Annotated in this window: 1 protein-coding gene; it reads right to left on the reverse strand. The window is 67.8% G+C overall.

All coding sequences use genetic code 11. From position 1 onward, the window contains the following. Nucleotides 1-85: 85 nt before the first annotated feature. Nucleotides 86-1,033 (reverse strand): NADP-dependent oxidoreductase, encoded by a 948-nt coding sequence (locus AB0F91_RS47285; RefSeq protein WP_360609098.1) that lies wholly within the window; start codon nucleotides 1,031-1,033, stop codon nucleotides 86-88. Between the last annotated feature and the right edge of the window lie 47 nt (nucleotides 1,034-1,080).

The raw sequence follows: 1,080 nt of genomic DNA on the forward strand, positions 1-1,080 counted from the left end.
GGCGGGGAGAAACGACCGGGCTGGCGCTGGCGCGCATTGTGGTGCGTTCCAGCGCCGGTGCCGGTGCGTGGGGACTCGACTGGACTCAGTTTCCGGTGAGCCTGGGTCCGACTTGAAGGACGACTGGGCCGCCCTTGGCGCCGGAAATGGCGTCCTCAAGCGCCGTGGCCGCGTCGGCTAGTGGCAGTACGGAGCCGACCGCCAGGGTCAGCTGGCCCTCACCGAGCAGCGCGCAGAGCTGTGCGAGCTGGGTGGCGTCTGGGCGCACGTAGACGTTGGTGACGCGGATGTCACGCTCGGCTGCGGGTGGGTCGCCGGTGATGGTCGCCATCCGGCCACCTTCCCGCACAGTCACGATGGTGGCGGTGCTGCCTCCGGGGACCGCGTTGAGGGCGGCGTCGGCGCCGATGCCGCTGGTCAGTTCGCGGACGCGTTCGGGCCACCTGTCGTCGTGGTAGTCGAGGACCTCGGCTGCTCCAGCCTGTGCGACTCGATTCGCGCTCGACGGTCCAGCAGTGGCGATCACCCGGGCCCCCCGCAGAGCGGCCAGCTGCACAATCAACCCACCGGTTGTGCTGCCAGCACCGTGGACAAGCAGCGTTTCGTTCTCGGCGAGCTTGAGCGACTCGGAGAGGACCTGCTCCGCGGTCAGCGCGGGAACCGGGAATGCCGCCGCGGTCTCCCACGACACGCCGGCAGGCTTCAGTACGACCAAACCCGCGTCCACGACCACGCGCTCCGCCCAGCAGCCCTGGTGACGCAGTGGAAGCGGGTGACCCAGAACCTCGTCGCCACGCTGAAGGTTCGTGACCTGCGAACCGACCGCGACAACCGTGCCGGCGGCTTCCACGCCAAGCGCCATCGGCGGTGTCAGCCCGACGTTCCACGCCCCCGTCCGCACGATGTTGTCCCAGTTACCGACACCGGCCGTCTCAACCTCGATCACCACCTCGCCCGGACCCGGGTCATCAGGCTCCGGGAGGTCGAATACCTCGACCAGGCCGCCGATCTCACGCACACCAGCAGCACGCATCACATATTCTCCATTTCACTGTGAACAACTTGGTATTTTTTGGACCA

The organism is Amycolatopsis sp. NPDC023774 (genome assembly GCF_040639695.1).
Taxonomy (GTDB): Bacteria; Actinomycetota; Actinomycetes; order Mycobacteriales; family Pseudonocardiaceae; genus Amycolatopsis.

What these genes read in the sequence shown, in the direction of transcription:
- AB0F91_RS47285 (WP_360609098.1), bottom strand. Translation starts at nt 1,033, where the DNA reads ATGCGTGCTGCTGGTGTGCGTGAGATCGGCGGCCTGGTCGAGGTATTC.